The 22,990-nt window shown below is 68.9% G+C and carries 24 protein-coding genes; 10 read left to right on the top strand and 14 right to left on the bottom strand.

The features are described 5' to 3' along the window. Window positions 1–2 precede the first annotated feature (2 nt). The 11 genes from QZ647_RS04635 to QZ647_RS04585 all read right to left on the bottom strand — a co-directional run bounded on the left by QZ647_RS04635 (window position 3) and on the right by QZ647_RS04585 (window position 9,529). The gene (locus QZ647_RS04635; RefSeq protein WP_291271047.1) at window positions 3–716 is read right to left on the bottom strand and encodes a tetratricopeptide repeat protein; all 714 of its coding nucleotides are present in this window, start codon (window positions 714–716) and stop codon (window positions 3–5) included. Window positions 717–790: 74 nt separating this feature from the next. Further along, window positions 791–1,504, bottom strand: coding sequence for a peptidoglycan-associated lipoprotein Pal (gene pal, locus QZ647_RS04630; RefSeq protein ID WP_291271046.1), 714 nt, complete (start codon window positions 1,502–1,504; stop codon window positions 791–793). A 65-nt stretch (window positions 1,505–1,569) separates the two neighbouring features. Next, complete coding sequence (locus QZ647_RS04625) at window positions 1,570–2,850, bottom strand: hypothetical protein (RefSeq protein ID WP_291271045.1); 1,281 nt, start codon at window positions 2,848–2,850, stop codon at window positions 1,570–1,572. 32 nt (window positions 2,851–2,882) lie between these two features. Further along, window positions 2,883–3,278 carry an NUDIX domain-containing protein gene (locus QZ647_RS04620; protein ID WP_291271044.1) on the bottom strand — a complete coding sequence of 132 codons (396 nt, stop codon included), beginning with the start codon at window positions 3,276–3,278 and terminating at the stop codon, window positions 2,883–2,885. Continuing rightward, entirely contained in the window at window positions 3,275–4,099 is an 825-nt protein-coding gene (locus QZ647_RS04615; protein WP_291271043.1) for a ribonuclease HII, read from the bottom strand. Before QZ647_RS04615 ends, QZ647_RS04620 begins: the two co-directional genes overlap by 4 nt. 32 nt (window positions 4,100–4,131) lie before the next feature. Then, window positions 4,132–4,803: a glycosyltransferase family 2 protein gene (locus QZ647_RS04610; RefSeq protein WP_291271042.1), complete on the bottom strand. Its 672-nt coding sequence runs from the start codon at window positions 4,801–4,803 to the stop codon at window positions 4,132–4,134. Next, window positions 4,800–6,599: a PDZ domain-containing protein gene (locus QZ647_RS04605; protein ID WP_291271041.1), complete on the bottom strand. Its 1,800-nt coding sequence runs from the start codon at window positions 6,597–6,599 to the stop codon at window positions 4,800–4,802. The genes QZ647_RS04610 and QZ647_RS04605 overlap by 4 nt, the downstream gene beginning before the upstream one ends. Window positions 6,600–6,618: 19 nt before the next feature. Then, window positions 6,619–7,320, bottom strand: coding sequence for a TetR/AcrR family transcriptional regulator (locus QZ647_RS04600; protein ID WP_291271040.1), 702 nt, complete (start codon window positions 7,318–7,320; stop codon window positions 6,619–6,621). A gap of 90 nt (window positions 7,321–7,410) precedes the next feature. Continuing rightward, the gene (gene miaE, locus QZ647_RS04595) at window positions 7,411–8,007 is read right to left on the bottom strand and encodes a tRNA isopentenyl-2-thiomethyl-A-37 hydroxylase MiaE (protein WP_291271039.1); all 597 of its coding nucleotides are present in this window, start codon (window positions 8,005–8,007) and stop codon (window positions 7,411–7,413) included. Next, entirely contained in the window at window positions 8,004–8,852 is an 849-nt protein-coding gene (locus QZ647_RS04590; RefSeq protein WP_291271038.1) for an EamA family transporter, read from the bottom strand. The genes miaE and QZ647_RS04590 overlap by 4 nt, the downstream gene beginning before the upstream one ends. A gap of 23 nt (window positions 8,853–8,875) precedes the next feature. Further along, the gene (locus QZ647_RS04585) at window positions 8,876–9,529 is read right to left on the bottom strand and encodes a DUF2520 domain-containing protein (protein ID WP_291271037.1); all 654 of its coding nucleotides are present in this window, start codon (window positions 9,527–9,529) and stop codon (window positions 8,876–8,878) included. A gap of 51 nt (window positions 9,530–9,580) precedes the next feature. Here QZ647_RS04585 and QZ647_RS04580 point away from each other — a divergent pair, with 51 nt between their 5' ends. After that, a complete protein-coding gene (locus QZ647_RS04580; RefSeq protein ID WP_291271036.1) occupies window positions 9,581–10,306 on the top strand; it encodes a hypothetical protein in 726 nt (241 codons plus the stop codon). On the opposite strand, the gene QZ647_RS04575 is transcribed toward QZ647_RS04580, so the two are convergent. Both QZ647_RS04575 and elbB read right to left on the bottom strand, forming a co-directional pair. After that, the gene (locus QZ647_RS04575) at window positions 10,293–11,357 is read right to left on the bottom strand and encodes a sensor domain-containing diguanylate cyclase (RefSeq protein WP_291271035.1); all 1,065 of its coding nucleotides are present in this window, start codon (window positions 11,355–11,357) and stop codon (window positions 10,293–10,295) included. The two genes, QZ647_RS04580 and QZ647_RS04575, sit on opposite strands and share 14 nt — an antisense overlap. 16 nt (window positions 11,358–11,373) lie before the next feature. After that, window positions 11,374–12,051: an isoprenoid biosynthesis glyoxalase ElbB gene (gene elbB / locus QZ647_RS04570; protein ID WP_291271034.1), complete on the bottom strand. Its 678-nt coding sequence runs from the start codon at window positions 12,049–12,051 to the stop codon at window positions 11,374–11,376. Window positions 12,052–12,150: 99 nt separating this feature from the next. Between elbB and QZ647_RS04565 the strand changes: the two genes are divergently transcribed. From QZ647_RS04565 to QZ647_RS04540, 6 genes are read left to right on the top strand one after another with little or no spacing between them, the layout of a single operon-like run. Next, on the top strand, window positions 12,151–13,308 hold the full coding sequence (locus QZ647_RS04565; protein WP_291271033.1) for a pyridoxal phosphate-dependent aminotransferase: 1,158 nt from the start codon (window positions 12,151–12,153) through the stop codon (window positions 13,306–13,308). A gap of 25 nt (window positions 13,309–13,333) precedes the next feature. Further along, on the top strand, window positions 13,334–15,358 hold the full coding sequence (locus tag QZ647_RS04560) for a DUF4178 domain-containing protein (protein WP_291271032.1): 2,025 nt from the start codon (window positions 13,334–13,336) through the stop codon (window positions 15,356–15,358). Then, entirely contained in the window at window positions 15,358–15,537 is a 180-nt protein-coding gene (locus QZ647_RS04555) for a hypothetical protein (protein WP_286353531.1), read from the top strand. The genes QZ647_RS04560 and QZ647_RS04555 overlap by 1 nt, the downstream gene beginning before the upstream one ends. Next, window positions 15,537–15,755 carry a DUF350 domain-containing protein gene (locus QZ647_RS04550; protein ID WP_291271031.1) on the top strand — a complete coding sequence of 73 codons (219 nt, stop codon included), beginning with the start codon at window positions 15,537–15,539 and terminating at the stop codon, window positions 15,753–15,755. The genes QZ647_RS04555 and QZ647_RS04550 overlap by 1 nt, the downstream gene beginning before the upstream one ends. Further along, the gene (locus tag QZ647_RS04545; RefSeq protein WP_291271030.1) at window positions 15,748–17,292 is read left to right on the top strand and encodes a polyamine aminopropyltransferase; all 1,545 of its coding nucleotides are present in this window, start codon (window positions 15,748–15,750) and stop codon (window positions 17,290–17,292) included. Before QZ647_RS04550 ends, QZ647_RS04545 begins: the two co-directional genes overlap by 8 nt. A gap of 10 nt (window positions 17,293–17,302) precedes the next feature. Continuing rightward, the gene (locus tag QZ647_RS04540) at window positions 17,303–18,910 is read left to right on the top strand and encodes an FAD-dependent oxidoreductase (protein ID WP_291271029.1); all 1,608 of its coding nucleotides are present in this window, start codon (window positions 17,303–17,305) and stop codon (window positions 18,908–18,910) included. On the opposite strand, the gene QZ647_RS04535 is transcribed toward QZ647_RS04540, so the two are convergent. Beyond that, window positions 18,872–19,432, bottom strand: coding sequence for a phosphoglycerate mutase family protein (locus tag QZ647_RS04535; RefSeq protein WP_291271028.1), 561 nt, complete (start codon window positions 19,430–19,432; stop codon window positions 18,872–18,874). The genes QZ647_RS04540 and QZ647_RS04535 overlap by 39 nt on opposite strands. Window positions 19,433–19,722: 290 nt before the next feature. On the opposite strand from QZ647_RS04535, the gene QZ647_RS04530 reads away from it, so the two are divergent. From QZ647_RS04530 to QZ647_RS04520, 3 genes are read left to right on the top strand one after another with little or no spacing between them, the layout of a single operon-like run. Next, window positions 19,723–21,477, top strand: a complete 1,755-nt coding sequence (locus tag QZ647_RS04530) for a hypothetical protein (protein WP_291271027.1) — start codon at window positions 19,723–19,725, stop codon at window positions 21,475–21,477. Then, window positions 21,474–22,058: a cytochrome c3 family protein gene (locus QZ647_RS04525; RefSeq protein ID WP_291271026.1), complete on the top strand. Its 585-nt coding sequence runs from the start codon at window positions 21,474–21,476 to the stop codon at window positions 22,056–22,058. Before QZ647_RS04530 ends, QZ647_RS04525 begins: the two co-directional genes overlap by 4 nt. Then, window positions 22,055–22,987, top strand: coding sequence for a 4Fe-4S dicluster domain-containing protein (locus tag QZ647_RS04520; RefSeq protein WP_291271025.1), 933 nt, complete (start codon window positions 22,055–22,057; stop codon window positions 22,985–22,987). Before QZ647_RS04525 ends, QZ647_RS04520 begins: the two co-directional genes overlap by 4 nt. Window positions 22,988–22,990 lie beyond the last annotated feature (3 nt).

Genomic DNA, 22,990 nt, shown 5'->3' with positions numbered 1-22,990 from the left:
GATCAAAGGCCCAGGTCGCTCAGTTCCTGCTGGGCGGTGCGGGCCTCGGCGCTGCCGGCGAATCCATCCACCAGTTCGCGGAAGGCCTTCACCGCAGCGGGCTTGAGCCCCTGCTTGAGAAGGCACTGGGCGCGCTTGAGCTTGGCGGGCAGGAACTGGGGCGAGGCGGCGTGATCCTTGATGATGCGATCAAAGGCCTGCTGGGCCTTGTCGAAGGTCCGCTGGTTGTAGTGGCAGAGCCCCAGGAAGAAGAGCGCATCGGGACGCTTGGCGCTTTGCGGGTAGTTCTTCAGGAAGAGATCCAGACCCTCGGCGGCCAGCGGATAGTTGCCGCGGTTGTAGTCCAGCACCGCCGCGTTGAAGGCGCGCTCATCCTCGGAGGCCTGGGCCGCGGGTGCGGCATCGACCGCCGGTCGCGTCCCGCCCCGGGGCAGGCTGTTCAGGCGGTTGTTCAGCACACGGGTGGTGTCCTGCACCTGGCGGAGGCTTTCCTGGAGGTCGGCCTGGAAGCGTCGATCCTGGCTCCGGGACTCCTGCGCGGCCTTTTGCTCGGCCTCGGAGCGCTTGTTGCCGTCCTCGACCTGCTGGCGGAGTTTGAAGACCTCGAGCTTGAGGTCACCGACCTCCTGCTCGACGCGGCGGAGCTGGTCTTCGGATCCGCACCCGATGGTGAGGAGCGCGGTCAGGGCCGGAAAGAGCAGGGTGCGGGCACTCATGGGAACTCCGGGATGCACTTCATCCTAAACGAAAAGCGGGGGCCGTAGCCCCCGCTTCGCGTGATCAGGAACAGTTACTTGAGCTTGAACTCGGCGCGGCGGTTCTGGCTCCAGCAGGCTTCCTTGGCCTCGGTGCAGAGGGGCTTTTCCTTGCCGTAGCTGATGGTCGTGAAGCGGGCCTCATCCACACCCAGGGTCTTCAGGTAGGCCAGGGCGGCGGCAGCGCGGTGGTTGCCGAGCGCGAGGTTGTACTCGTTGGTGCCCCGCTCGTCGCAGTGGCCTTCGATCTCGAGCTTGGCGGCGGGGAAGGCCTTCATGAAGTCGGCGATGCCCTGGAGGGTGGCGCGGTCGCCTTCCTTGATGTCGGACTTGTCGAAGTCGAAGTGGATCATCTTGAGGGCGGCTTCGGCGGCCTTCTTGAAGGCAGCGGCCTTCTCGGCCTCGGCAGCCTTGCGGGCGGCTTCTTCCGCGGCGGCCTTCTCGGCGGCGGCCTTGCGGGCGGCTTCGTCGGCGGCGGCCTTCTCGGCGGCGACCTTGTCAGCGGCATCCTTGTCGGCCTTGGCCTTGTCCCAACCGTCGTACCAGCCCTGCATCTTGTGGGGGTTTTCCTTGTCGTTCAGATAGGGATTGGTCGTGCGGGCCTTCCCATCCTTGAACGCCTGGTAGCCCTCGTTGAAGGCCGCCTGGGTCTCCTGCTTGAGCTGCTCGGCCGTTTTGGGCGGCTTGCAGGCGAGGCTGCCGAGGGTCAGCACAATCGCGGCAGGGACGAGGTAGGTTCCGTATCGCATGGGGTTGTTCCTCCTGGATAAGCCTGAGTATAGTTCGACGGAACTCAGGGAATCGTCATTATTTTTCATCTTGCGCGGGTCCATTTCGGACTTTGGCAGTTCGGGAGCTCCGTCATCCGCACCACTTGGCGGCCTGAGAGGTCGGTGGTGAAGATCTGCATCGAGCCAAAACGGTTACTTGTGAACACCAATCGGCGCTCATCCGGAGACCAGGCTGGCGACTCGGAAGTGCTCACGCCAGTGGTGATCTGGTAGGCCTTGCCTTCGCCTAGTTTGTAGATGAAAAGGTCGAACTTGCCCTCGAAACGCGAGACATAGGCCACCATGGCGCCGTTGGGGCTCCAGGCGGGGCTGGCGTTGTAGGTGCCCTCGGCCGTCAGACGGCGGAGGTTGGAGCCGTCGTCCTGCATGAGAAATACCTGGGGGCCGCCTTCGCGGTCGGAGGTAAAGGCGATCTGCGTGCCGTTGGGGTTCCAGGTCGGCTCCGTGTTGATGCCGTTCCCGTCCGTCAGACGCCGGGCCCGCCCCGTGCCCAGGTCGAGGATCATGATGTCGCTGTTGCCGCGACGGTCGAGCTGCACGAAGGCCAGACGCTTCCCGTCCGGCGACCAGACGGGCGTGGACACCATGCCACCCGCGCCCGCGAGGGGATAGAGCTTCTCGTGGGCGCCGTCGCGGCGGCGCTGGCCCCAGATCTCGGGCGCGCCGCCCTTGTAGGTGACATAGGCCAGGCGTCCGTCCGAAGCCACCGTGGGCGACAGGGTGAGGCTGCCGTGCCGCGTGAGCTGGACGAGGTTCGCGCCGTCCCGGTCGATCTGGAACAGCTCCTTCACGCCTGGCGCCATCTGCCGCACGAACACCACGCGGCTCGAGGCGACGCCCCGCTCCCCGGTGAGCCGGGCGACCAGGTCATCGGCCAGGGCATGGGCCAGCCGCCGGAGGGGCACCAGCCGGTCGGCCTTGTAGGGCTTGGTGAAGACTGCCTTCTCGGCGGCGGTGTCCAGCGCCGAGGCGTCCAGCTGGAGCTCGCCGCCCGCCGCCCGCGTGAGCCGGACGGTCAGCAGCCACTGGGCGCCGGCCTCCTTCCAGGCCTTCGCGGGAGCGGAGTCAGCGGGTAGCCGCTCCTGCAGCACCGCGAACACGCCTGTCTCGTCCAGGTCGCGCTTGAGCACGGCCGTGAATTCGGTGGCCACAAGCCCATCCTCAATGCCGGTCAGCTTCGGCGCGGGCATGGCCAGCACCAGCTTGGCACTGCTGGAGGCGCTCAGCACCACCTCCGTCTGCTGGGCCGACAGGCCCAGGGCGGCGAGGGCGCAAAGGAAGGTCCGAATGAGGAATCGCGGCATGGCATCTCCGGGCCTGGGGGGCTTCCAGGTTATCAGATGGAGCGGGGCGGGCCGGAATCGGCCGGTGGAGCGGCTCCAGCCAGGCTGTGGAGCAACGGGACATTGGCTGGAGGAACACGGAGGCGCAGGATTTCAGCGGCGGTGAACCAGCCCCAGGCCAGAGGCGTTCGCGGACGCCCCTCTGCCACAACGCAGAAGGGATGCAGGCGCACAGCCCCCTCCATGGAAGGCAGCGGCTTGGCCGCCAGGACCTTCATGTCCACTTCTTCCCGGAGCTCGCGCCTGAGGGCCTCGAGAAGCGACTCGCCCGCTTCCGCTTTACCACCCGGGAACTCCCAGAGCCCCGGCAGCACCGGATTGGAGACCGCCCGGCGCTGCAGGAGGTAGCGGCCCTCCCGCTCCACCAGGGCCAGGACCACCTCCGTCACTCGGGATCCTTGGCCAGGCCCTCGGCATTCGCCAACTGGGCCAGACGGTCCGCATAGTGCCGCCTCAGGGTCTCCACCCACACCAGCTTCAGCCGGCCATAGGCCGGGCGCAGGTCCGAGAGCACCCAGGCCTGCAGTTCGGCCACGCTGACGCAACGATCCAGGCTGCGGCGCAACTCGTCGCGCAGATCCTCGTCCACCCGCTGGAGCGCCGCCACGGGGGCGTAGCTGATGCGATGCACGCAGGACACACCCAGCTCCTGGATGCGTGCCCGGTGCAGGGCCGTGCCGTAGCCCTTGTGCTGGCCGAAACCATAGCCCGGATGCTGTTCCTCCAGGCCGATCATCAGCGCATCGCGGTGGGCCTTGGCCAGGATGCTCGCCGCGCCGATGGCGCAGCTGACGGCGTCCCCATCCACCACGAGCCGCTCGGGCAGGCCCGTCCTGGGGCCCCGGTTCCCGTCCACGAGCAGGAGGCGGGGCCGGATCGCCAGATGGGCCACCGCCTGCCGCATGGCCATCAGGGTGGCCTCCAGGATGTTCTCCCGGTCGATGGCGAGCGGATCCACTTCGGCGATGCCGTAGGCCGGAAGCACGGACTTGAGCTCCGCCGCAAGGACCTCCCGCCGCTCGGGCTTCAGTTGCTTGCTGTCCCGGACGCTCCGCAGCACATGGCCCCACTTGTGGACCGTCTCCCCATCCAGGACGGCGCAGGCGGCCACCACCGGCCCCGCCCAGGCGCCGCGCCCCGCCTCGTCCACACCGCCCCAGGCCACGCCGGGAGGTACATTGCCGAGGTCCCAATCGAGCGGGTTGATCATGAATTCAGGCTAGCAGGCCGGAATCTGGAGGCTCAGCATTTCAGAGATTCCCAGGCGATGAGCCAAGTATCCATCACGCCGCGGAAATGGCTCCGGGGCGGTCCGGGCTGGTAGATGGCCTGGATGGGGATGTGGGCCCATCGGAGCTTCCAGTCCGCGGCCTTCATGGCGATCTCCATCTCGATGGCGAAGCCTGACGAGCGCAGGTCCAGGCGATCCAGCACCTTCTTCCGGATCATGCGGTAGCCGCTCTGGCTGTCCTCCCACGAGACGCCGGCGATGCGGCCCAGGGTCCAGGTGCCGAGGGCGTTGGTGCGCCACCGCTTCGCCGGGATCCGGGCGCGGTCCTGGAGACGCGATCCGATGAGGAAATCCGTGTCGGGGTGGGTCGCCAGGTGGTCGAGGAAGCGCCGCAGGTCCGTGGGAGCATGCTGGCCGTCCGCATCCAGGAAGAGGTAGAAATCGAAATCGTCGGACCGGAGGTGCGCGATGCCCGCGCGGAGGGCCTGGCCTTTCCCGCCGCCCCGGCCGGGCTCGAGCCGCAGCACCTCGGCCCCGGCGGCAGCGGCCACGGCGCCGGTGCCGTCGCCGGAGCCGTCGTCCACGACCAGGATCCGGTGCAAGCCGAAGGCCTCGAGCCCGGCCAGCACCGGCCCGATGTGATCGGCCTCATCGTGGGCGGCGAGGATCGCGGCGATCCTCAACGGCGGGTTCCCTGCTTGATCGGCGCCGAGGGGAACGGCTGGCCGTAGGCCGCGACGAAGGCCGCGCGCTGATTGGCGGTGGCCCGGGGATCCGGCACCAGGCCGTGGCTGCGGTCGGGGCTTTCCATCACCGGCACCCGCACCTCGAAGACCCGGCCCCGATCCGCGGCCAGCACGGTGGCCTTCCCCCCGGGGCCCGGTTCGGCCAGCAGGCGCTGAACCTCCGCCGAACTGGCGGTGCGCCAGCCATCCACGGCGAGGATCTCCATGCCGAAGCTGAGGCCGGCTTTCGCCGCCGGACTGCCGGGGATGATGTTCTGCACGGAGGGCCCGTTGGCGGCCAATACGAGGCCCGTCCAGGCCCGGGCCCGGCGCTGAGCCGCGGGATCCTTCGCCTCGGCGGCGGGCAGGGACTCCCAGGGGGCCTTCGCCACCAGGGTCAGGCCATAAGCGCGGCGCAGAGGCGCGGGGTCGAGCTCCGCCCGGCCGGAGATGTAGGCCTCCCAGAAGGGGGCGGGATCCTGGCCGGAGAGCTCCTGGAAGGCCCGCCGCACATCGCCATCGGTCAGGCCCTTCTCGCCGTGCCGGGCCCACAGCCTGGCAAAGAGCTCCGGCAGGCCGGCCTTGCCGCGGCTGCCGGCTCGGAGGGTCGCATCCATGAGCCAGGCCACGGCCTCGCCTTTGTCGTAGTAGCTGACGGAGCTGTTGGGACTGAACTCGTGCTGCTTGTAGAGGCGGATCCAGGCGTCCCAGCTGGATTCCTCGAGGCTCTGCTCCAGGCGGCCCGGACGCTGCACCTGCTCGCTCCAGCAGCGGGTCAGCTCTTTGGAGGCATGGCTCCAGGGCACCACGCCGGCCCGGAGGACGATGAGATGCTCCATGTACGAGGTGAGTCCCTCGTGGAACCAGAGCATCTTCGTCGGGTTCTCGCGACTGTAGTCGAAGGGGCCCAGGGCGGGATCATGCAGGCGCTTCACATTCCAGGCATGGAAGAACTCGTGGGCCACCAACTGGTAGAGGGCGTGGTAGCCCTCCGGCTTGTCGAAGGCATGGCAGTCGGAGATGAGGCTGGTGCAGTCCTTGTGCTCCAGGCCGCCCCGGAGCTTGGGCGTGAAGGTGAAGAGGAACACATAGCGCTTGAAGGGGAAACCGCCGAAGATCGCACCAGCCGCCTCGACAATCTTCTTCGTGGCTTCGGCAATGCGCCCCTCGTCGCCGTTGTGGTCGCCGGTGAAGGCCAGCTCGAACGCGGTGCCTCCGGTCTTGAACTGCCGGGTCCGGAATGCCCCCAGCTCGAAGGGTGAATCCACCAGCGTGTCGAAGTCCCTGGCCGTGTAGACACCCCGCTTCTGCGGCAGCGCCGAAGCCACCTTCCAGGTGGCGGGGAAGCCCTCGAAACTCACCTCCACCGGCCGGTCCAGCTGGCCTTCCAGGTAGAGGAAAGTGGCGGCCGGGACGACTTGGGCGTGGGTGGCGTCCACATGGTTGGTGCGGACGGTGAGGTCGTTGCCGTAGAGGCGGTAGCGGACCGTGAGCTCCCGCTTCGTGGCGGGCAGCTGCCAGCGCTGCTTGTCGAGCTTCTCCAGCGGCCATTCCCGGCGGCCCTCCACCCGGCGGACGCGGTCCACGAAGCGGGCGTAGTCCCGCACCAGGTAGGAACCCGGCGTCCAGGCCGGCAGGGCCGCCGTGGCGCCGGAGGCCACGGCCTCGGCGGGGAAAGTCAGTTCCACTTCAAACAAGTGCTGGGGCAGGTCCAGCGGACGGACGGTGGCCCGGATCGGGGTGAGCTTGGTCATGGTGCCTTCTCTCGGAGGTTCAACCTTGGACGCCGTGAAGCCAGCGGCGGGTCACCCAGCGGACTTCGCCGTCGGTGATCTGGTAATTCGGATCCCGGAGCTTCTCCTCGATGAGCGAGCCCACCAGGGAGGTGAACAGCAGCACCTCCTTGCGGGCCTGCTCCAGCCCCGTGCCGAACACATGGTTCATGAAGAGGCCCAGGGGACTCAGGCCCCTTTCCACGAGGGGCATGAGGTCCCGGAAACTGGAATCCGGCGAGGGCACCGCGATGGAACGGAGGATGAACCCGGTGAACTCCTGGCTCTCCTGCAGCAGGTCCAGGTAGGCCCGCGCCAGCCCGGTGCAGGCCGCGTCCACGGCCTCCGCGCTCTGGATCGGCGCCTGGAGGAAGGGCTCCACCATGGCCTGGATGCGCACGGCCATGGCGGCGAGCGACACCAGGCAGAGCTGGCGGAAGAGCCCCTCCTTGCTGCCGAAATGGTAGTAGAGGGTCGGCTTCGACACGCCGGCCTCCTCCGCCACCTCCTTCACCTGCACCCCGTCATACCCCTTGGCCGCGAAGTGGGAAAGGGCCGACAGCAACAGCCGGGCCTTCAGATCACCCTCGCCGCTCAGGCGCTCCAGGGCGGTTCGGAAGCTGCCTTCCGCGCCCACACCCAGGGCTTCAGGACCGAAGACCGGCACCAACTCTTTCAGACCATGGTCGGGAACGGTGGACATGAGACTACCTCGGAGGTCCGTCCAGCATGCCACGAACCGCCTTACTGGGGGTTAAGGGACCTGTGGAGCCGATGACGCCCAGGCTGGCGTTCAGTGCACCGCTGACCGCCAAGGCAGGGCCCGGATCACTTCGGCCTCCCGGTCCAGCCACCAGTCCATCCGCGTCGCGGCCGCCGCAGCACCGAACCGCTCCTCCGCCAGGCTGCGGTAGACCTGGGCGTGGCCCGCCTCGCAGTGTTCCAGCTCCAGCAGGAAGGCCAGCCACGATTCGGATCCCGGCGCCGGCTGCGCGGCCCAGGCCCGCTCCAGCAGACCCAGCCGTTCGCAGCTGCGAGCCTCGATGAGCGCGGCGATGAGCAGCTGATCCAGCAGTCCCTTCGACGCCAGTTTATGGAGAGCCTGGGCGTAGGCATTGCCGTGATCGGGGCGGAGCTTCCATCCGAAGGCCTGAAGCGCCTCCAGCACGCGCCGGTAGTGATTGAGCTCTTCTTCCGCCAGCCGGGCCAGCAGTACCGAGGCGCGGGCCATGTCGCTGAGATGCTGGGCCATGTTCAAGGCCGTCAGCGCGGCCTTCTTCTCGCAGTGGGCATGGTCGGACAGCAGGGCCTCCGGATCGGCCAGGGCGGCCTCGGCCCAGGTGGCGGGCGTATCGGTCCGGAGGGGTAATGGAGGTTTGAATCCGCTCATGACCGCGCTCCAGTGATGCCGTTCAGCCCGAGGGCACAGGCGATGACCGCCCCGCCGGCGGCCAGCCTCGGCCAATCCACGGCTTCGCGGAACACGAGGCCGGAGGCCAGGATGGCCAGGGGGATCTTCATGTTGTTGAAGATGGCCAGCGTGCCAATGTCCGTCCGCCGGGCCCCGGCGTTGAAGAGGAAGAACCCCAGGCCCGAGGCCACCACGCCGAGGTAGACCAGCACGCCCATCTGGCGCAGGTTCATGCCGAGCACCTTCGCCCACGGAACGGACGGCGCGGCCATGGCCACGGCCACCACGGAGGCCCCCAGGTAGAGCAGGCCCATGAGGTCGCGATCCCGCTTGCCCGACGCGGGAACCGCGCGGCGGTAGAGCACCTGGCCGAGAGCGAAGCACAGGTTGGCCGCCTGCATCAGCAGGAAGCCCCGCAGCATCCCGCCCCGCCCCAGGCCGGACCAGACGCAGATGCCCGTGCCCAGCACCGCCAGTCCGGCCGTGAGGAGGAACAGCCAGGACATCCGTCCCTCCAGCAGGTCGCTGACCAGCGTGACGAAGAGGGGCGTGAAGATGGTGAACAGGGCGACTTCCGAGGGCCGCAGCCACCGGTAGGAGGCGATGTAGAGCAGGTACATGAGGCCGAACTGCAGGGCGCCGATGCCGGCGAAGGCCAGCAGGCGCCGGGCGGGCATCCCCTTCACATCCAGGAAGGGGAGGAACACCAGGGCCGCCAGGACGGTCCGGGCCGCCGTCACGAACGGAGCCCCCAGGTCGCTCACCTCTGCCGTCAGGCCGAAGGAGAGCGCCCAGATGACCGAGACGATGAGCAGCAGGGACATGAAACTCCGTGAGGAAAAAACCCTCAGTCGAGGCTGCGCCCCAGCTTCAGGAAGATCTCGCGCCAGGGCTCCGGCAGCGCCTCCACATCCCGGGCGATGGTGGCCTCATCGCCCCGGGGGAAGGGCCCCGTGCGGCCTGCCGGCCCCAAGAGGGCGACATTGCGCAGCGTCGCCTCCGCCAGCGGCAGCAGTCCCCGCCCTGGCAGGGCCACGCCCTGGGCCCTCAGCAGCGCCGCCGCGCCCAACCAAAGCGTGGCCGCATGACCCGAGGTGAGGACCGCCGCGGCATGGTACAGGGGCTTCAGCTCCGCGGGCAGATCGAAGGCTGCGAAGCCCAGGTCGCCGAAGGCCCGGCGCAGGGCGTCCGGCACCGCTCCCGTGATGGCCAGGGGCGTGCCGGTCCAGTCCCGGGCCTCTCCGTCGAAGCTGGTGAGGGGATGGGCGCAGGGCACCCCGGGCAGGTGCAGGCTCCCGGCCAAGTGGACGCAGCGTCCCGGGAAGGCCTTCGCCAGATCCTCCACCGCGCGATCCGGGACCGCGAGCAGCACCAGCCCTTCCGGGCGGGCCTCATGACCCAGCAGCGTGGCCCGCGCCCCCCAGGCCGCCGCCAGCGAGCGCCCCGCGCGGCCCCGGCCCAGGATGGTGAATTCGAAGGTCATGGAAACAGTGTGGCGCAATTCAGTCTTCAGTCTTCAGTCTTCAGCCTGGAGACCTCCTAGACTTTCCCCATGCCTCCTCCCTCCCCCGCCCCCTGGGCCCTGCCGCCCGATGTGCCGTGGCCGCGGTTCCTGAGGATGCTGCGGCATCCGGATCCTCCGCGAGGCTGGCTCGAGGCCGCGGCGGAGCTCGCAGAGTTGAAGAAGCGCCCGCTGCTGCTGCGCTGGATCGCCCAGCATCCCAAGGCACCCGCCCACTTGCGATCGCACCTCCTGGCCCGGCTGCCCTGGCGGGCCCTGGCCGCCGTGGCGGCCGATGCGGCAGCCCATCCCCAGGCCCGCCAACAGGCCACGGAGAAACTCCAGCAACTGTGGACGGCCATGACCACCGGGGAGCGCCGCAGCCTGGCCCTGCACGCCCCCCGCGCGCTCTGGCCCTTGGTTTGGCGCACGCCCACCCTCAGCGTCCTCGCGTCGTTCCTCCAGCATCCCCGGCTGGGCCTCGAGCCCCTGGTGGCCCTCATCCAAGTCCCCCTGCGCCCCACCCAGGCCGAGGCCCTGGCGACCTCGCGCTGGCGGGAGGCCGTTCCCATCGGCCAGCAGGTGCTCCTGGCCCTCGACCGCAGCCTCGCCCTGCCGGAATCAGGCTTGGTCCTGGGCCACGCGGCACCATGGATCAGGGCCCTGGATGAGGAGACCCGGCTCCTCGTCGCCAGTCACCTCGTCACCCCGGCCCTGCGGCGAATGGCGCATCCGAACCGCGATCCCGGGTGGGACTGGCCAGCTAGCGCCCCTTGACCGCCTGCCTCGCGCTGCGGGCCCGCTTCATTTCGTACATGGCCAGGTCGGCTTGGTGCAGGAGCGCCTCCACTTCTCCGCCGTCTTCGGGGAAGACCACGGTGCCCACACTGGCGCTCAGGTCAAAAGGCATGCCGTCGAAAGAGAAGGTTCCCTGGATTTGGTTGGCCAGCTTGAGGGCGAAGTCCCGGGCCGCCGCCGGATCCTTGACCGCCGCCAGGAGGATGCCGAACTCGTCGCCACCCAGACGGGCGAGGGTGTCCGATTCCCGGGTGAGGGCGCGGAGCCGCTCGGCCAGAATCCTCAGGGCGGCGTCGCCCGCCTGGTGGCCATGCTCGTCGTTGATGCGCTTCAGGCCATCCATGTCCACGAGGGCGATGCCGAGCGAATGCCCGTGCCGCCGCGCCAGCTTCAGGCCCTGGTGCAACCGGTCATAGAACAGCGCGCGATTGCCCAGCCCCGTGAGGGAATCCCGCGTGGCCCGGAGGAAGAGGTCCCTGGCCGTCTCCACCTGGGTGGAATAGCGGGTGGCGTGGACCAGGGCCGAGGCCACCACCTCGGAGATCAGCTCGAGCGTCAGGAGATCCGCCTCTTGGAAGGCGGCGGGCTGGGCCGACAGGACCTTGAGCACCCCCACGGTGAGGTCCCCGTGACGCAGAGGCACCACGATCATCGAACGCAGACCCACCGAGCGGCAGGCCTCCCGATCCACCCGGGCATCGGTTTCCGAGTCCTCGCAGTGAAGCGGCGTCCCCTGCTCCACGCAGAGTCCCGAAAGGCTCCCCCGGCGGGTCAGCCGCAAACCCAGCTGGCGCTCGGCGATCCCCGAGGCGGCTCGGTAGACCATCTCCTCGCCTTCCGCCAGTTCCACCACGGCCCCGGAACCTCCCGTGAGGATCTGGGCCAGGAGCGCGACCCGCTCGATCACCACGGCGAGATCCAGACCGACCTTGGCGATCTCCGTCTGGAAGCGGATGATGCCCAGCAGCCGCTCCGGTGGCAGGGAGGCGGCAGGATCGGCGATCAGCTGGCTGGGAAGCAGGGAGGACATGGGAATTCTCCTGGGTCTAGCAGCGCTTCAGCACTTCCGCCACGCAGCGTTCGATGCCGATCCAGACATCGCTCAGCTTCGCATCGTCGAACATGTAGGCGGGGGTGGTGACGAGCTTATGGACCTCGTCGACCACGATCTCCCGCGCGTTCGGGGTGTCCTTGTGATGGTGGCCGAGCGTTCTCATGGCCTCGGCGCAGCCGGCATCATTGCCCAGGGTGAGCTCGGCGGCCCCCCGCCCCGACAGTGCCAGGGCCACCAGGGCCGGCGCGATGCAGATGGCCCCCACCGGCTTGCCCGCATCGAAGAATCCCCGGATGAAGGCGGCCACATCGGGCCGCACTTCGGCCTCCGCGCCCTTGATGGCGAAGGTGCAGTGGTTCTTGGCCACCCCATAACCGCCCGGCATCACCAGCGCATCGTAGTCGCCGGCCGCGGCCGAAGCCAGGTCCAGGCACTGGCCCATACGCGCGATGCGGCTGGCCTCTTCCAGGATGTTGCGCCGGGCACCGGGCACGGGGCGGCCGGTGGCATGGTCGACGACATGGTACTGATCCGCGTTGGGTGCGATGCACTGGAAGGCCGCACCGTGCTGATCCAGGGCCAACAGGGCCAGCACCGCCTCGCGCACCTCCGCGCCGTCGAGATGGCCGCAGCCCGCCAACAGCACCGCGACCTTCGGTGTCTTTGCCATGGGAGCCTCCTGGGTTTTCCCGATTATCCATGGAAAGACAAGATCAGGCCGTCCCGGCCCTTCCCGTCGGCCGAAGGGCAGTTCGTCTACCCTGATTCCATGCGCCTCTCCTCCCGCCTGCCGTCCGGATTCGATCCGAATGCCCTGTCGGCTGCGTTGGGTCGCCTGCGCGCGGCGGGCCATCCGATCCTCGATCTCACGGTGTCGAACCCCACGCGCTGCGGCTTCGCCTACCCGGAAGCCGAGATCCGCGCGGCCTTGTCCGCGCCCTCGGTGCTGGCCTACGATCCCGATCCCCAAGGAACACGGACCGCCCGGGAGGCCATCGCGGCCCACCATGGCCACGGCCTCCGAGCGGAGGAACTGCTGCTCACGGCCTCCACCAGCGAAGGTTACGGACTGCTGTTCAAGCTGCTGGGTGATCCCGGTGACGAGGTGCTGGTGCCCAGTCCCAGCTATCCGCTGTTCGACTGGCTGGCCCGGCTTGAGGGTCTGCAAGCGCGGCCCGTACCGTCCTACTTCCATGACCGCTGGCATCTGGATCTGGGGGCTCTGGAAGCCGCGGTGGGTCCCCGCACCCGCGCCGTCATCGTGGTGAATCCGAACAATCCCACGGGACATTTCCTGTCCAAACCGGAATGGCAGGGACTCACGGAGCTCTGCGCCCGGCGCGGCCTGGCCCTCCTGGTGGACGAGGTCTTCGTGGATTACCCGCTCGAGGCCCCGGAGGATCACCTTCCCACGGCCCTGGCCGATGCCCAGCCGCCCTGCCCGGTCTTCCTGCTGTCGGGCCTCAGCAAGGTGGCGGCCCTGCCGCAGCTGAAGCTCGGCTGGATCGCGGTGCGAGGCCCCCAAACCGCCGCGAGCCTGGAGGCCCTCGCTTTTCTGGCAGATCAATATCTCTCCGTGTCCTCTCCCGCGCAGGCCGCGGCGCCGACGCTCCTGGCGCTGGCCCCCGGAATCCGAGCTCAGGTGCTCGGGCGCCTCCGCGCCAACCTCGCCGCGCTGGATGCCGGGCTGGCGACCCATCCCCGCCTGTCCCGGCTGCCCGTCGAGGGCGGCTGGTCCGTCCTGCTGCGCCGCCCTGCCGTGGACGGGGACGAGGCCTGCGCCCTGCGCCTGCTGGAAGCGGCCTCGGTCCTCGTCCACCCGGGCTCGTTCTTCGACCTGCCCGGCGACGGGCACCTGGTCCTGAGCCTCCTGACGCCGGAACCCCTTTTCCGCGACGGGCTCGACCGCATCTTCCCCTTGGTCTAGAAGCCTGCATAATCACCGGATACTGATGAGCACACTCGCCTCCTGCCCCAGCTGCGGTGCCGCCCTGAGCTTCCGGCCCGGGACCATGGTGGCCGTCTGCTCCTACTGCAAGGCCCTGGCCGCGCGGCGGGACCGCGACCCTGAGCTGATCGGAAAGGTGGCCGACCTCGTGGATACGGGCTCGCCTCTGGGCCTGGGCGCCTCGGGGACCTTTACGGGCAGAGCCTTCACGCTGGCCGGCCGGGTGCAGCTGAAGCATCCCCTGGGCGGCGTGTGGGACGAGTGGTACCTCGCGCTCGACGATGGCCGATGGGGCTGGCTGGCGGAGGCCCAGGGCCGCTTCTACCTGACCTTCACGCAGGCTCCGCATGGCCCCCTTCCCCCCTTCGAGGGCCTGCAGGCCGGTGGCCTCGCCGACCTCGGGCCCGACGGCCTCTGGACCGTGGGCGAGCTCAGCGAGGCCACCTTCCACAGCGCCGAGGGCGAGATCCCCTGGACCGTGGAACCCGGAGCCACCTACCGCTTCGCAGATCTCTCCGGTCGCCACGGCGCCTTCGCCACCCTGGACTACAGCGATGAGCCTCCGCTGTTCTTCCTGGGCCGGGAGGTGCCGCTGTCCGACCTCGGCATCCAAGGGGGTACGCGCAGGACTCCCAAGCTGGGCGCCCAGAGCCTCAACTGCCCCAAGTGTGGGGGCGCCCTGGCCCTGCGGGCACCGGACCAGACGCAGCGCGTGGGTTGCCCCAGCTGCGGCAGCCTGCTGTCCGCGGAGAACGGCAAGCTGGCCTTCCTGAAGAGCCTGAAGCAGCCCCATCAGGAGGTGGTGATCCCCCTGGGCGCCGAGGGCCTGCTGGACGGCGAAAAAGTCACCTGCATCGGCCAGCTGCGGCGCAGCTGCACCCTTGAGGACACCGCCTATCCCTGGACCGAATACCTGCTGCTGGACGGCCAGCAGGGCTTCCGCTGGCTGGTGCAGAGCGACGGCCACTGGAGCGTAGCCGTCGCCGTGGCGTCCGGCGACCTCCCCCAGGCCCGCGACGGGCAGAAGAACCTGTCGGCCCTGGGCGCGGACTGGCGGCGATTCCAGGATGTGGAAGCCGTCGTCGAGGGCGTGTGGGGCGAGTTCTACTGGCAGGTCGAGCAGGGTGAGCGGGTGCAGGTCACCGAGTTCGTCGCCCCGCCCCGCAGCCTCACCCGCGAGCGGCAGGCGCACCAAGGCGGTGGCGAGGAAGTGAACTGGAGCCTCTCCACCTACCTCGAGCCCGAGGCGGTCTGGAAGGCCTTCAAGCTCCACGGGGCCCCTCCTCCACCCACCGGCATCGCATCCTTCCAGCCCAACCCCCACAAGGTCGCCTTGGCGAAGTCCGCCCTCTGGGTGGTGGGCGCCCTGGGCCTCCTGCTGGTGGGGGTGATGGTGGAATCCATGACCCACCGCAACCAGGAGCTGTTCCGCCGGCGGCTCGATCTGTTCGAGCTGGCCCACCTCCAGCCCACGGCTGTGGAGGCCCCCCGGAAGACCATCCCCGCCCGCAGGCCCGCGGCACCAGCCCAGGTCCCGGCCACGAACGCCCCCTCCGGCGAAGCCCAGGAGCCCGTCTTCTTCTCCGATCCCATCGAGATCAAGAACGGCTACCGGAACCTGGCCGTCACCCTCAGCGCCCCCGTCAACAACAGCTGGGTCGGATTGGAGGGTGCGCTGGTGAGTGAGACCAGCGGTGTGGCGGAGCTCTTCCTCGTGGAGTCCAGCTGGTATCACGGCGTGGATGGCGGTGAGTCCTGGTCCGAGGGGGCGCAGGCCCAGACCGTCTTCCTGAGCGCAGTGCCTCCAGGTACCTATGTGCTGCGCCTGGCCCCCCAGTGGGATGGCCCTGTGCCTCCAGTCCGCACCATCGAGGTGCAGCTGCGCCAGGGCGTGATGCGGTGGCTCTACCCCGGCCTCGCCCTGGTGGCCATCCTCGTGGGGCCCCTGCTCATGGTGTTCCGCCTGGCGGCCTTCGAAAGCCGGCGCTGGCAGGAAAGCATGTACGCACCCAACAGCGGAGGCAGCTGATGCGGATCCTCTATCTGCTCTTTCTCGGCGGTGGCTTCAGCCTGATGATCGCCAACGGTTTCTTCGGTCGGGAGTTCTTCGGCCAGCGCCGCCGCGCCGATCTGCCGCCCAGCGTCCGCCAGACGCCAGGCGCCTACCGCACCTTCCTGCACAACAACGGCTTCCACGGAGGTAAGTGATGATCACGAACCAGCTGCTGCATCAGCTTCTCGTCGCCACCGTCTTCTCCGTCCTGGGCCTCGTCATCCTCGGCCTGGTGTGGCTCGTGCTCGTGAAGGTCCTCCCCTTCTCCCTCCGCAAGGAGATGGAGGATGACCAGAACACCGCCCTCGGCATCGTCCTCGGCTGCCTCATCCTTGGCATCAGCCTCATCATCGCCGCCGCGATCCATGGGTGATGCGCCACAGCCCACCGGCGAGGTGTCGCAGCCGACGCTGAAGGCGCCCCTGCTCTTCATCAGTGTGCTGCTCATCGCCAGCTGCGGGCTGATCTATGAGCTGGTGGCGGGGACGCTGTCGAGCTACCTCCTGGGGGATTCCGTCACGCAGTTCTCCACGGTGATCGGGGTCTACCTCAGCGCCATGGGGCTGGGGTCCTGGCTGTCGAAGTTCCTCCAGCGCGGCCTGGCCCGGCGCTTCGTGGACCTGGAGCTGGCGGTGGCGCTGGTGGGCGGCTTCTCGGCCCCCATCCTCTTCCAGGCCTTCGCCCACACCCACGCCTTCCGGGTGGTGCTCTACGGCGTGGTGATGGCCGTGGGCACCCTCGTGGGCCTGGAAATCCCCATCCTGATGCGCATCCTCAAGGATCAGGTGCGCTTCAAGGATCTGGTGGCGGGTGTGCTCACCCTCGACTACATCGGCGCCCTCTTCGCCTCCCTGCTCTTCCCGCTCCTGCTCATGCCCAAGCTGGGCCTGGTGCGCACCAGCCTCCTCTTCGGCCTGCTGAACGCGGCCGTGGGCCTCTGGTCCACGCACCTGCTGCAGTCCCAGCTCGGCCCCACCCGGATGATCCGCCTGCGCTGCGCCGTGGTGATGGCCCTGCTGGCCGTGGGGCTGGTCTTCGCCGGGAAGTTCACCTTGGCCGTGGAGGAGGAGATCTTCGCCGACGAGATCGTCTACGCCAAGGACAGTGCCTACCAGCGCATCGTGCTCACCCGCGGCCGGGGCAGCTTCCAGCTCTTCCTCAACGGCAATCTGCAGTTCTCATCAGCCGACGAGTACCGCTACCACGAAGCCCTCGTGCATCCGGCCTTCGGCGCCCGGCCCGATGCGAAGCGCATCCTGATCTGCGGCGGAGGCGACGGCCTGGCCGTGCGGGAAGTGCTGAAGCACCCCTCCGTGCAGGAGGTGGTGCTGGTGGATCTGGATCCGGCCATGACCGACATGGCCCGGAACCAGGTCATGGTGCGTCAACTTAATGGCGCGGCCCTGGACGATCCCCGAGTCAAAGTCGTCAATGCCGACGCCATGGTCTGGTTGCAGGAGACCCCCGGCCCCCCCTTCGACCTGGCCTTCGTGGATTTCCCGGATCCCAACACCTACGCCCTGGGGAAGCTCTACACCTCCCGGTTCTACCGCATCCTCCAGCGCCGCCTGGCCGATGACGCGCTCGTGGCCGTGCAGAGCACTTCGCCCCTCATGGCCCGGCAATCCTTCTGGTGCATCGCCGCCACCATGGAGGCCTCGGGGCTGAAGGTCCGCCCCTACCACCTGGCCGTGCCCTCCTTCGGCGTGTGGGGCTTCGCCCTGGCCTCGAAACGCGACTTCGAGGTGCCCACCCGCGTGCTGCCGGGGCTGCGCCACCTGTCTGACGAGGCCACGGCCGCCATGTTCGCCTTCCCCAGGGACATGGACCGCGTGCCCGTGGAGGTGAACCGCCTCGACAACCAGGTGCTCGTCCACCTCTACACCCGGGAGTGGCGGCGGTGGTCGTGAGCCCACGATCATGAAGCGCCGCGATTTCCTTGTCGCCGGGACCCTGTCGGCGATGTCGCTGGCCTGCCGCAGGAAGCCCGAGTTCCCGTTCCAAGGTGAACTCGTGGGGCCGGATCTTCCCCTGGGCCATTGGCTGCGGGGCGGCGCCTTCCCCGATCCCGAGCGCTTCGAACCCGTCTCCGTGCTGGTCGTGGGGGGCGGCGTGGCGGGGCTCAGCGCCGCCTGGCGGCTGGCCGGCGGTGGCCTGGATGATTTCCGGGTGCTGGAGCTGGAGCCGGAGCCCGGTGGCACCTCGAGGTCCGGCCGCAACCATGTGAGTGCCTTCCCCTGGGCCGCCCACTACCTGCCCGTGCCCGACCGCGGCAACCATGCCGTGCTGCGATTGCTGGACGAATGCGGCGTCCTGGAGGGCTTCGACGCGAAAGGCGATCCGCGCTTCGCCGAAGAAGCCACCGTTCGCGCGCCCGAGGAGCGCATCTTCGCCTACGGCCAGTGGTGGGAGGGCCTCTACCTGCGGGCGGGCGCCAGCGTTGAGGATGAGCGCCAGTACCACGCCTTCTTCCGCGAGGTGGACCGCTGGGCCGCCTTCCGTGATGCCCGGGGCCGCCCTGCCTTCAGCATTCCCCGCTCCCGGTGCTCGGATGCGCCGGAGGCCCGCGCCCTGGATGGCCTCCCCTTCTCCGCCTGGCTCGACCAGCAGGGGCTCTCCTCGCCGCGTCTGCGCTGGCTGCTGGATTACGCCTGCCGGGACGACTACGGTTCCCATCTGGAGACCACCAGCGCCTGGGCGGGCCTCTTCTACTTTGCCGCCCGCAAACAGGGCCCCGGCGAGGATTCGCGCCCCCTCCTCACCTGGCCCCAGGGCAACGGCTTCCTCATCGACCACCTGCGCAGGGCCTGCGGAGACCGCTTGCGTTGCGGCACGATGGCCACCGCCATCCGCGCGGAGAAGGACGGCCTCCTCGTCACGGTCTGGGATGCGGCGAACCAGCGGCGCCTCGGCTGGAAGGCGCAGCGGGTGATCTTCGCCGGGCCGCAGCATGTGGCCCGTCATGTGATCGAAGGCTTCGCCTCCGCGCGCCCGGCTTCGACCCGCATCCGCAACGCGCCCTGGCTGGTGGCCAACCTCACGCTCCGGGCGCGGCCCAAGGAGACCGGCTTTCCCCTGGCCTGGGACAATGTCCTGCGGGACAGCGAGGCCCTGGGCTATGTGGTGGCCACCCACCAGAGCCTGAAGGACCATGGGCCCACGGTCTGGACCTGGTACCGTCCCTTTGCCGGAGCCGATAGTGAGGCCGAGCGGGCGCGCCTTCGCGCCATGGATTGGCCCGCCTGCGCGCGCATGGTGATGGATGACCTGCGGCCAGCCCACCCCGACCTGAAGGGCCTGGTCACGCGCCTCGATGGAATGCGCTGGGGCCATGCCATGGTGCGCCCGGAGCCTGGGCTGCTCTGGGATCCGGCCTTCCTCAGCCTGTCCCGCCCCTTCGGCGCCATCCACTTCGCGCACACGGAGCTCAGCGGCCTGGCCCTCTTCGAGGAGGCCCAGGACCACGGTCTCCGGGCCGCGGAAGAGGTGCTAGCGGCCCTGGGCCGCCCCGGCGGCAGCTGGCGCTGACGGCTCCTGGATCCGCTCCTCCAGCGTGACTGCCCCCTGGGCGGGCACCCGCACGATCCAGAGGCGGTCATAGGTGTCGAGAGTCCAGTAGGGCAGAGGCCCTTTCACCCCCAGCCCCCGGGCCACCTTCTTCACCAGGTCGTGGTGCCAGCAGACGATCACCGTGCGGCCCCGGTGATCGCGGAGGAGCTCGGCGGCCAGGGCTTCGCTCCCGTCCTTGGATCGCACCAGCGGGACCATGCCGAGCTTCGCCGCCAGCGGAGCCAGGGTCTGCTGGGTGCGCCGCAGGTCCGAAGTGTAGAGCGCCGCGGGCCGGAAGCCCTCCAGCAAAGGCACCAGGGCCTGGGCTCGGCGCAGACCGGCTTCGGCCAGGGGCGAATCGGCATCGAAGAGCGACTGGCGCTCGGCGTGACGGAGCAGCACCACCGTCAGATCCCGCGTCAGGCCCTGGGCACCCAGGTTCACCGCCAGGGCGAGCAGGCAGGCGAGGAGGATTCCGCGGCGAAGGTGCAACACAGGCATGAGGGCTCCGGTCCTCCAGCCTAGCGGGGTTGGGGCCGGGGCTGTGACGGCCGGCACATGCCCACTCCCACGGGCGAACCATCGGGACACCTGTATCCATCGGTTTTCTCACAGGGCCCTGGCGCCGCCCGGAAGACCGTGGACTTCACGATGTGATAACACCATTCATTGTTTTCTTTATGCATTATTTGGAATGTCTTTATTTTTCTTGACGCTCCTCCCCCTGGGGCGTGGCATGAAGGCCCAACACCCTACCCAAAGTCGATTCCACCTCCTCAGAGGAACGATCGATGTCCAGGACCGAGGTTTCTCCTCTCAAACCCGCTGCAGCCGAAGGCCTGTCGAGTTCCCTTGAGGCACGCCTGGCTGTCCTGGCGGAGCAGGTCCAGCACCTGGAGGTCCGGGTTTCGGCCCTGGAGTCCTCAGCGCCCGAACCCGCCGGGACCCCGGTGGTCCTGGCCCTGGAATCCCACCCCACCCTGCCCACCCCACCCGCCCTACCCAGCCCGGCCCACTTCGTGGGGCTCATCGGCCGCGTCTGCCTCATCCTGGGCGGCGCCACCTTCATCCGGGCCCTCGTGGACGCGGGCACCCTCCCTCGCGGCTGGGGCATGGCTTTGGGCCTGGCCTACGCCCTGAGCTGGGCGCTTCTCGCCGACCGCGGCAAGCACCCCCTGGATTCCGCCTTCCACGCCCTCGCCTCCATCCTCATCGCCTATCCGCTGATTGTGGAATCGACCACCCGGTTCGGCATCCTGGCGCCCGGTCCCGCGGCCCTCCTCCTCCTCGCTGTCACCGGTCTGCATGGCGCCGTGGCCTGGCGGCGGGACCTCCAGCCCATCATCTGGATCGCCACCCTCGCCTCTCTGGGGGCGGGCTTCGCCATGATGGCGATCCGCCAGGCCATCGAGCCCTTCGCCGCGGCGTTCCTCCTGCTGGGGGTGGCGGCCCTGTGGCTCACCTACGGACGGCGGTGGCACGGCCTGCGCTGGCCCACCGCCCTCGCCGCGGATCTCGGCGTGCTGATCCTCGCCCTGCTGGCCGCCTGGCCCGGGGGGCCGCCCGAGGCGTACCGCGGGATCTCCCCGGACCGCGCCATGGCCCTGGCCCTGGCCCTGGCGGCCCTCTACATCGGCAGCTTCGCGGGGCGGATGCTCCAGCGGCGCCGGGTGATCAATGCCTTTGAATCCGTGCAGACCGCCATCGTCCTGCTGGTGGGCTTCGGGGGCGCCGTCCGCATCGCCCTGACCTCGGGATCGGGCGCGGCCCTGCTCGGGGGTGGCGTTTCCTTGGCGGGCGTGGGCTGCTATGCCGCCGCGGCCCCCTTTGCGGAGGACCAGGAGGAGACGCGCGCCAATTTCAACTTCTTCACCTTCCTCGCCCTCATCTTCCTCCTGCTGGGGGGGCCCATCGTCTTGCCACAGCCCCTGTTCGCCGTCTTCAGCGGTGCCCTGGGACTGGCCGCCATGGTGGCGGGGCTGCGCCTCCGCAGGGCCGTCCTCATCCTGCAGGGCGCGATCTACCTCATCGCCTCGTCCGTCGCCTCGGGGCTCGCCCTCTGGTCCCTCCGCGCCTTCCTGGATCCTGCCGGGGCCGCCGCCCGCCTGCCCCTGGCCGGCTTCGCCAGCCTGGCGGCCCTGGCGGCCTCCCTGGCGCTGTTCCTGCTGCGCCGCCCCCCGGATTCCATCGCGGCCCGCATGCGGGCCCCCGTGCTGGTGCTCGGGGCGCTGACCGCCGCGGGTTTCGGGGCGCTGACGATCTGGGGCTGCTGTCGGGCCCTCGCCCGGGGCGCCCCCGACCCCGGCACCTTGGCCGTGGCCCGCACGGGCGTGCTGTCGGCCCTGGCCATCGCCCTGGCCTGGCTCGGGCGCCGGCTCCCCGTCCTTGAACTGCGATGGCTGGTCTACCCGATGCTCGTCCTCACCGCCCTGAAATTCCTGTTCGAAGACCTGGCCGTGGGTCGTCCGCTGACCCTCTTCCTGGCCTTCATGTTCTTCGGGACGACGCTCATCCTCGCGCCCCGCCTGCTGAAGGTGAACCGATGAAAGAACTCCTGGTCCGTCGCCTCTCGCTCCCCGCCCGGACGGCGGGACTCCTGGTCACCCTGGGGCTGGCCGCCCTGGCGGACCCTCCCGCCCCGCCACCCGCGCCTCTTCCGACGCTTGGCGCAGTGGCCCAGGAGGGCATCCAGGTGCCCAAGCCTCCCTTCAGCGAGGGAATTTTCCCCTGCTCTTCCTGCCACGACGGCAAGTCCATGAAGGTGAACCCCCAGCGCCGGGAACTCACGGGCATGCACGGGGACATCGTCCTCAACCACGGCCCGGAAAGCCGCTGGTGCCTGGACTGTCACGACCCGGCGAATAGGGACCGCCTGCGCCTGGCCAGCGGAGAGCGGATCGGGTTCGACACCTCCTACCAGCTATGCGGCCAGTGCCATGGCGACAAGTTCCGCGACTGGCGCGTGGGCGTTCACGGCAAGCGCACCGGCAGCTGGAACGGCGCCAAGCAGTACCTGCTCTGCGTTAATTGCCACAACCCCCATTCGCCGCGGTTCCAGGCACTGAAGCCCATGCCTCCGCCCACCCGGCCCGAACAGATCCAAGCCCGGAAGGGGGGTGCCCGATGACGGCCCAAGAACCCATCCAGCCCGCCGAGGGCTGCGCCTCATCCACCCCGGGCGGCGGCAGCCGCCGCGAGTTCCTCGGCACGGCCGTGGCGGCCGTGGCCACAGCCCTCACGGGGTGCGGAAAGCTCAGCCACGAGGAGTTCCTCCAGCACAACTTCCGCGAGCTGTCGAAGGATGAAGTGCGCGATGTCATCGCCCGCCTCGAGAGGGAATACAAGGAGAAGTACGGCCGTGAGGTCAAGGTCACCAACACAGCGCCCCTGCCCGGGGTGATCTTCGGCTACGCCCTGGATCTCAGCCGCTGCATCGGATGCCGCCGCTGCGTTCATGCCTGCGTGAAGGAGAACAACCAGTCTCGGAGCCCGGAAGTGCAGTGGATCCGCGTCCTTGAGCTGGAGAAGGAGGAGGGCGTCAACCTCCAGCACGCGGATCAGTACTACGATCCCGCGGAGGTTCCCCGCGAAGGCCACTTCTACATGCCGGTCCAGTGCCAGCAGTGCAAGAAGCCGCCCTGCGTGAAGGTCTGCCCTGTGGGCGCCACCTGGCGCGAGAAGGACGGCATCACGGTCGTGGACTACAACTGGTGCATCGGCTGCCGCTATTGCATGGCCGCCTGTCCCTACGGTGCCCGCCACTTCAACTGGGGCGAACCGAACCTGCCCCCGGACCAGGTGAATCCCGACACACACTACCTCGGCAACCGCCCGCGGCCCAAGGGCGTCGTCGAGAAGTGCACCTTCTGCATCCAGCGCACCCGCAAGGGCCTCTACCCGGCCTGCGTGGAGATCTGCCCCACGGGCTCGCGCAAGTTCGGCAACCTGCTCGACAAGACCAGCGAGATTCGCTATGTCCTCGAGAACAAGCGCGTCTTCAAGCTCAAGGAAGAACTGAATACCCAACCCAACTTCTTCTATTTCTACGGAGTCTGAGGC

It is taken from the genome of Geothrix sp. (assembly GCF_020622065.1).
Lineage (GTDB): Bacteria > Acidobacteriota > Holophagae > Holophagales > Holophagaceae > Geothrix.
Note: the sequence above shows the minus strand (reverse complement) of the source record. Positions and strands in the feature narration are given on the sequence as shown.